This is a genomic window from Micromonospora sp. I033 (assembly GCF_053890995.1).
Genome location: NZ_JBSSLX010000270.1, coordinates 1 through 6,886, shown reverse-complemented (window position 1 = coordinate 6,886; position 6,886 = coordinate 1). Strand labels below are relative to the sequence as shown.

Sequence of the window (6,886 nt, the reverse complement as noted above, 5' to 3'; positions counted from 1 at the left end):
CCACCAGCGCGACGGCACCCGACGGCGCGACGAGGTCCGCGGCCGCCCCCGCGAGCGCGGCGCACACCGCCTGCGCGGCCAGCATGCCGTTGCCGTGCAGGCCGAGCACCTGGCCACGGGCCTCGGGCGGCGAGTGCGCGATCAGCCGCTCCTGCAACGGCAGGGTGGCGGCGTAGCCGACCGATGAGATCAGCGCGACGGCCATGGCCAGCGGCAGCGGCGGCGACAGCAGGAAGGCCAGGTAGGGAAGGGCGAGGAGCAACCGCAGCGGGTGGACCCACCGCTCGCGGCGGGCCGGCGTCAGGAACCGCCCCACCACCACGTCCCCGATCAGCATGCCGAGGGCGGCGGCGGCGAGCAGGAAGCCGGCGCGTTCGCCCGCGTACGGGACGAACAGTGCCTCGCACCCGACGATCAGGCCGCCGGGCACCCAGAGGTTGAGGAGTAGCGACCGGCGACCGGGGTCGGCCCACAGGGCCCGGTTGACGCGGTGGGTGCGCGCGACGGTCACCCGCTCGGTGGCCCGGGCCGGACGCTCGGCGAGCCCGGACCATCCCACCGCCGTGGACACCGCCCGCAGGACCAGGGCGAGCAGGAACACCTGGTACGGGGTCAGCCAGACGAGCAGGACGCCGGCGAGCCCGAACCCGGCGATCTGCATGACGCCGACGCTGGTGTTCATCGTGGCCCGGGCCAGCACGTAGGCGTCGACCGGCACGATGTCGGTGAGCAGCGCCCACCGGGCGCCGCCGGCGACCGAGCCGACGTACGCGGTGGCGAAGATGACCGCGAAGCGGGCCCACAGCGGCAGCCCGGGCACGGCCTGCAGCGCCGCTCCGGCGGCGGCCACCAGGGCGGCGAAGGTCAGCGCCCGGCGGGGCGGCACACTGTCCGCGGCCGACAGCAGCGTCAGGCTGCCGAGAACCCCCGCCAGCGGTGCGCCGAACATGCTCAGCGCGGTGAGCAGGGCCGAGCCGGTCGACGCGTAGGTCAACGCGCCCAGGGCGAGCGCCGACGTCGTGTGCGCCGCGATCCCGGCACAGTTCGCCAGGAACAGGTTGCGGAACTCCCGGACCGCGAACAGTTCTGCGTAGGTTCTCACCCGGGCATGGTCCGTAGGCGCTCGCCGCATCTCCTAGAGTTACGTCTGGAGGCGAAACGTGGGCGTCTGGCAGGTGCCACCCGACCTGGTCGCGCGGAGCCGATTCGAGGTCTCGCCGATGGCCGAGACGGTCGCGGCGCTGAAGGCGCTCCTCTTCCCGCATGTCCCGTGGGAGCAGGCCTGGCGACGACCGCACGTCGCCGCGTTCCGGGAGATGCTGGCCGCCCGGCCGGTGGCCCGGGCGCTGGTGTCGGCGTCGTTCAACCTCCGGTGGATCGCGGACTTCCTCACCATCGCGCCCGCCGCACCGGACCCGACGTTCGCGGCGGAGCTGGCCGCCGTCGAGAGGTTGTCCGACGAGCGGATCCGGGCCGACCTGCGTGCCACCCGTCCGGAACCACTCGCGGCCGAACTGCTGGCGGACGGGCTCACCGGGCAGGTGGTGGCACTCCTCGAGTGGGTGTGGACGCACACCGTCGAGCCGGAGTGGCCGGAGCGGGAACGCCGGCTCCGGGCGGACATCGTGGCCCGCACCGCCGCCTTGAGCACCCACGGCTGGGCCGGGGCGCTGGCCGACATCAACCGGAACGTGCGGTGGCTGGGCGACGGTCGCCTCCAGGTCAACGACTACCCGGAACCGCCGGTGTCGCTGCACGCGGCCGAGCAACTGGTCTTCCTGCCGGCCCACTGCCGCCGCGGCTGGGTCGTGTGGGACGTGCCGACCCGGTTCGGCATGGTCTATCCGGCGCGCGGGATCCTCGTCGACCCCACCTCACCGGCACCCGACGGTCTCGCCCGGCTGATCGGCGCGAACCGGGCCGACATCCTGGCCCGGCTCGACGCGCCACTGAGCACCTCGCAGCTCGTGGTGGTGACCGGACTGTCGCTCGGCACGGTCAGCGATCACCTGCGGGTGCTGCTCGACGCGGGCGCGGTCGGCAAGCGGCGGTCCGGACGCGAGGTGCTCTACTGGCGTACGCCGCTCGGCGCCGCGCTCGTCGCCGGTGAGCGGGGGCCGGAGCCGCGCGGGTGATCAGCCGTCGCGCTTGGTGGTCCAGCGGAAGGTGGTCAGGCAGAGCACCAGGCCGATCACGCACCAGAGCCCGAGGACCAGGGCGACCCGGCCCAGCTCGAACGAGCCGCCCGGTTCCTGCGCGCCGAAGCTGTCCGGCAGGAAGACCGAGCGCAGCCCCTGGCACATCCACTTGAGCGGGAAGAGCGCGGCGACCTGCTGCATCCAGCTCGGCAGGCTGGTGAAGACGAAGAACACCCCGGAGATGAACTGGAGGACCAGGGCCACCGGGGTGACCACGGCCGAGCCGCTGCGCGCGGTGCGGGCCAGCGACGAGATGGCGATGCCGCACAGCGTGCAGGCGGTGACGCCGAGGACGGCGACCCAGCCGAAGGTGGCCCACTTGGCGGCGGTTCCCGGCAGCGTCAGGTCGAACAGGGCCACCGACACGGCCAGCAGCAGCGCGGTCTCGGCGACGCCGATGGCCACCACCATGAGCACCTTGCCGGCGAACCAGACCCACTTCGGCATCGGGGTGCCCCGGTAGCGCTTGAGCACGCCCCGGTCCCGCTCGATCGGGATCCAGATGCCGAGGTTCTGGAAGCTCACCGTCATCAGGCCGGTCGCGATCATGCCGGTGATGAAGTACTGCGTGTAGCTGACGCCCGGCGCGATCTCGTCGTTGAAGATCGCCGCGAAGATCAGGATCATGATGATCGGGAAGCCCATCGTGAAGACGACGGACTCCCGGGAGCGCAGGAACTGGGTGATCTCCAGCCGACCCTGCCGCAGGGCGAGCGCGGCCCCGCCCGGCCGGCGGCCTCGGGCGGCGGCGACCGGGGCGGCCGGCTTCGTCGTGGTCGTCATCAGTGTCCGATCATCCGCAGGTAGACGTCTTCCAGGGTCGGCCGGGTCACGGTGAGGCCGGGGACCTCGCCGCCGAAGCGCGCGGCCAGCTCCGCCACCAGCGCCGTCGGCGTCGCGGTCTCCGCCGTCTCCGGCGTCCCGTCCGGGGTACGCCAGGAGACCGTCGCCAGCGCCTCCTGCCGGTTGCCCAGCCGGTTCGGCGGGGCCACCTCGACCACCCGGCCGGCGGCGATCACGCCGACCCGGTCAGCCAGGGCCTCGGCCTCGTCCAGGTAGTGGGTGGTGAGCACGATGGTGGTGCCGGCGGCGGAGAGGTCCCGGATCAGCTCCCAGAACTCGCGCCGGGCCTCGGGGTCGAAGCCGGTCGTGGGCTCGTCGAGGAAGAGCAGTTCGGGGCGGCCCACGATGCCCAGCGCCACGTCGAGCCGGCGCTTCTGCCCGCCGGAGAGGGTGTGCGTGCGGGCCCGGGCCTTGGCGCCCAGCCCGACCCGCTCGACCACCTTGTCCGGGTCGTCGGCGTCGGGGTAGAAGCCGGCGAAGTGGCGGACCACCTCGGCCACGGTCAGCTCGTCGAACTCGCCGGTGCCCTGGAGCACGATGCCCACCCGGGAGCGCCAGGCGGGGTCGGGGTGGGCCGGGTCGGCGCCGAGCACGCGGACCTCGCCGGCGTCGCGCCGCCGGTAGCCCTCCAGGATCTCCACCGTGGTGGTCTTGCCCGCGCCGTTCGGGCCCAGCAGGGCGAACACCTCGCCGCGGTGGACGTCGAGATCAACCCCCGCCACCGCGAGGTTGTCGCCGTACGCCTTGCGCAGCCCCCGTACGGAGATCGCGAGCTCGTCATCCATGACGTCCAGTGTGCGACTCCGGCGGGCCGGCCGGCGGCCGGGGGTGTGGTGGTGTCGGCCATGTCGCGCCGCTCGTGCCCGTCGGTCCGCTCCATGGACCTGTGTGGTTTTCCACAGCCCGTTTTACTGAACGGTAACTTAGACTCCCGCCATGGACGAGAAGGCTCCTTCGGGGCGGCTGCCGGAGCGCGATCGGCCCTGGGTGATGCGCACCTACGCCGGGCACTCCTCCGCCGCGGCCACCAACGCGCTCTTCCGCCGCAACCTGGCGAAGGGGCAGACCGGGCTCTCGGTCGCCTTCGACCTGCCCACCCAGACCGGCTACGACCCGGACCACGAGCTGGCCGCCGGTGAGGTGGGCCGGGTGGGCGTGCCGGTGGCGCACCTCGGCGACATGCGGGCCCTCTTCGACGGCATCCCGCTCGCCGAGATGAACACCTCGATGACCATCAACGCCCCGGCCATGTGGCTGCTCGGCCTCTACGGCACGGTCGCCGCCGAGCAGGGCGCCGAGCTGGCCCGCTGCGCCGGCACCACCCAGAACGACATCATCAAGGAGTACCTGTCCCGGGGGACGTACATCTTCCCGCCGGCGGCGTCGCTGCGGCTGACCGCCGACGTCATCGCGTACACGCTGCGCGAGATGCCGAAGTGGAACCCGGTGAACATCTGCTCGTACCACCTCCAGGAGGCCGGCGCGACGCCGGTGCAGGAGGTCGGCTTCGCCCTGGCGACCGCCGTCGCCGTGCTCGACGCGGTACGCGACTCCGGGCAGGTGCCCGCCGAGCGGATGGGCGACGTGGTCCAGCGGATCTCCTTCTTCGTCAACGCCGGGGTGCGCTTCGTCGAGGAGATCGCCAAGATGCGCGCGTTCGGCGCGCTCTGGGACGAGATCACCCGCGACCGGTACGGCGTCGAAAGCCCGAAGCAGCGCCGCTTCCGCTACGGCGTCCAGGTCAACTCGCTGGGCCTGACCGAGGCGCAGCCGGAGAACAACATCCAGCGCATCGTGCTGGAGATGCTCGGCGTCACCCTGTCCCGCGACGCCCGGGCCCGGGCCGTGCAGCTGCCCGCCTGGAACGAGGCGCTCGGCCTGCCCCGCCCGTGGGACCAGCAGTGGTCGCTGCGCATGCAGCAGGTGCTGGCGTACGAGTCGGACCTGCTGGAGTACCCGGACCTGTTCGACGGCTCGCACGTGATGACCGCGCTCGTCGACGACATCGTCGCCGGGGCCCGGGTCGAGCTGGAGAAGGTGCTGGAGATGGGCGGCGTGGTGGCCGCCGTGGAGACCGGCTACCTGAAGAGCGCCCTGGTCGCCTCGCTGGCCGACCGGCGCCGGCGGATGGAGGCCGGCACCGACGTGGTGGTCGGCGTCAACCGGTTCACCGAGACCGAGCCGTCGCCGCTGACCGCGGCCGGCGCCGAGGCGATCGAGCAGGTCGACCCCGCCGTCGAGGCGGCCGCCACCACCGCCGTACGCGAGTGGCGGGCCGGCCGGGACGCGGCGGCCGTGGACGCGGCACTCGCCCGGCTCGGCGCGGACGCCGCGACCACGACGAACCTGATGCCGGCGACGCTGGAGTGCGTGCGGGCCGGGGTGACCACCGGCGAGTGGGCCGGCGCGCTGCGCCGGGTCTTCGGCGAGTACCGGGCGCCCACCGGCCTGTCCGGCGCGGCGGGAGCCGGCGGCGACGCCGGCCTGGGCGCGGTCCGCGAGCGGGTCGCCGCCACCGCCCGCGAGCTGGGCAGCGGCCGGCTGCGGCTGCTCGTCGGCAAGCCCGGCCTGGACGGGCACTCCAACGGCGCCGAGCAGATCGCGGTACGCGCCCGCGACGCCGGCTTCGAGGTGGTCTACCAGGGCATCCGGCTGACCGCCGGGCAGATCGTGGCGGCCGCCGTGGAGGAGGACGTCGACCTGGTCGGCCTCTCGGTGCTCTCCGGCTCGCACCTGGCCGCCGTGCCGGCCGTGCTGGACGGCCTGCGCGCCGCCGGGCGGGCCGACCTGCCCGTGGTGGTCGGCGGCATCATCCCGGCGGTCGACGCGGACGCGCTCCGGGCCGCCGGGGTGGCCCGGGTCTTCACGCCGAAGGACTTCGCGCTGACCGGCATCATCGACGACCTGGTCACCGTGATCCGCGAGGCCAACGGCCTGTCCTGAGGCCGGACGGCCCCCGTCGCCGAGGCCGGTCAGGCTGCGATCCGGTCAGCGGCTCGCGTAGGGGTCCGTGGGTCGCCTGCCGCCGGCGGCTGCGATCCGGTCAGCGGCTCGCGTAGGTCTGGCAGTCCGCCAGGTCCGCGTCCGGGCCGACGGTGATCGCCGGGGCGTGACACTCCAGGTCGGAGTTGTGCCGGCAGTCCGCGCGCTGGCAGGCGCCCACCTGGGCGATCATCTGCTCGACGCCGCCGCGCACCGGCAGCTCCACGAAGGTGTGGCAGTGCGCGTGGTCGGGGCTGCCGATCGTGATGGCGAACGCGTGGCAGTCGTTCGTGTGGTTGTAGGCGCAGGACCTGACTGCGCACTCCTGGACCCGGGGCATCTCCATCGACGCGGTCATCTCTCCGGCCCTCCTCGTGGACGTCTGCCAAGAATGTAGGCTTTCGTCCCGGTCACCGGCCTCCGATCCGCTCCCGGGTCATGCGGTCGAGTGCCTCCCCATGATCGACTCCAGCTCGGCGAGGTGGCGGTATCGACCAGCGCCGGATGCCGCCACCTGGGCGATCTGGCGTTGATCACGTCCGGTCGCCGGGCGCGGGTGGCAGGTGCTCCACCACCACCTTTGCTCTGCAGCCATCCACGCACCACCAGGGGGTTCCGGGGTGCTGCGTCGGTGGCTGCAGAGCAAAGGCGCCGAGCAGGTGGTCGGGTGTTGGTCGGCGGTCCAGGCCCCAGCTCGGGTCTGGAGTTAATGTCCGGTTTGCGCCGGACTCTGGGCCGTGAGTGGAACGCCATGTGTGTCTCCGGGGCCCGGATACACCCATGGTGTTCCACCGACGGTGTCGGTCTGGGCGGGGTGTCCGGTTCCGGGGGGGGCCGCGGGACCCCCGGAACGGGCACCCCCC

General features: G+C 73.2%; 6 protein-coding genes. 2 read left to right on the top strand and 4 right to left on the bottom strand.

Features of this window, described 5'->3' with window-relative positions:
* A partial coding sequence (locus ACW0Q9_RS27895) for an MFS transporter (protein ID WP_456186304.1) occupies window positions 1-1,102 on the bottom strand: 1,102 nt, incomplete at its 3' end.
* Between the two features lie 58 nt (window positions 1,103-1,160).
* Between ACW0Q9_RS27895 and ACW0Q9_RS27890 the strand changes: the two genes are divergently transcribed.
* Window positions 1,161-2,135 carry a helix-turn-helix domain-containing protein gene (locus ACW0Q9_RS27890; protein ID WP_456186302.1) on the top strand — a complete coding sequence of 325 codons (975 nt, stop codon included), beginning with the start codon at window positions 1,161-1,163 and terminating at the stop codon, window positions 2,133-2,135.
* On the opposite strand, the gene ACW0Q9_RS27885 is transcribed toward ACW0Q9_RS27890, so the two are convergent.
* Both ACW0Q9_RS27885 and ACW0Q9_RS27880 read right to left on the bottom strand, forming a co-directional pair.
* Window positions 2,136-2,981, bottom strand: coding sequence for an ABC transporter permease (locus ACW0Q9_RS27885; RefSeq protein WP_456186300.1), 846 nt, complete (start codon window positions 2,979-2,981; stop codon window positions 2,136-2,138).
* Window positions 2,981-3,826, bottom strand: coding sequence for an ABC transporter ATP-binding protein (locus ACW0Q9_RS27880; protein WP_456186298.1), 846 nt, complete (start codon window positions 3,824-3,826; stop codon window positions 2,981-2,983). Before ACW0Q9_RS27880 ends, ACW0Q9_RS27885 begins: the two co-directional genes overlap by 1 nt.
* Before the next feature lie 151 nt (window positions 3,827-3,977).
* Between ACW0Q9_RS27880 and ACW0Q9_RS27875 the strand changes: the two genes are divergently transcribed.
* Window positions 3,978-5,984 (top strand): protein meaA, encoded by a 2,007-nt coding sequence (locus ACW0Q9_RS27875; protein ID WP_456186296.1) that lies wholly within the window; start codon window positions 3,978-3,980, stop codon window positions 5,982-5,984.
* A 100-nt stretch (window positions 5,985-6,084) separates the two neighbouring features.
* On the opposite strand, the gene ACW0Q9_RS27870 is transcribed toward ACW0Q9_RS27875, so the two are convergent.
* Window positions 6,085-6,381 (bottom strand): DUF1540 domain-containing protein, encoded by a 297-nt coding sequence (locus ACW0Q9_RS27870; RefSeq protein ID WP_456186294.1) that lies wholly within the window; start codon window positions 6,379-6,381, stop codon window positions 6,085-6,087.
* Window positions 6,382-6,886 lie beyond the last annotated feature (505 nt).

What these genes read in the sequence shown, in the direction of transcription:
- ACW0Q9_RS27885 (WP_456186300.1), bottom strand. Translation starts at nt 2,981, where the DNA reads ATGACGACCACGACGAAGCCGGCCGCCCCGGTCGCCGCCGCCCGAGGC.
- ACW0Q9_RS27880 (WP_456186298.1), bottom strand. Translation starts at nt 3,826, where the DNA reads ATGGATGACGAGCTCGCGATCTCCGTACGGGGGCTGCGCAAGGCGTAC.
- ACW0Q9_RS27875 (WP_456186296.1), top strand. Translation starts at nt 3,978, where the DNA reads ATGGACGAGAAGGCTCCTTCGGGGCGGCTGCCGGAGCGCGATCGGCCC.
- ACW0Q9_RS27870 (WP_456186294.1), bottom strand. Translation starts at nt 6,381, where the DNA reads ATGACCGCGTCGATGGAGATGCCCCGGGTCCAGGAGTGCGCAGTCAGG.